Here is a 266-nt window from a genome sequence, read left to right on the forward strand (position 1 = left end):
TCCCGAAGCTGTGAACCGAAGCCCCAGTAAACGGCGGCCGTAACTATAACGGTCCTAAGGTAGCGAAATTCCTTGTCAGGTAAATTCTGACCCGCACGAATGGCGTAACGACTTGGGCGCTGTCTCAACGAGAGATCCGGTGAAATTTTAATACCTGTGAAGATGCAGGTTACCCGCGACAAGACGGAAAGACCCCATGGAGCTTTACTGCAGCTTGATATTGAATTTGGGTACGATCTGTACAGGATAGGTGGGAGCCTTTGAAG

The 266-nt window shown here is 50.0% G+C and carries 1 rRNA gene; it reads left to right on the top strand.

From position 1 onward, the window contains the following. Nucleotides 1-266: ribosomal RNA gene (locus WFI24_RS34280) — 23S ribosomal RNA — on the top strand; the annotation flags it as partial.

The sequence above is a fragment of the Paenibacillus sp. USHLN196 genome (assembly GCF_037144955.1).
GTDB lineage: Bacteria > Bacillota > Bacilli > Paenibacillales > Paenibacillaceae > Paenibacillus > Paenibacillus xylanexedens_C.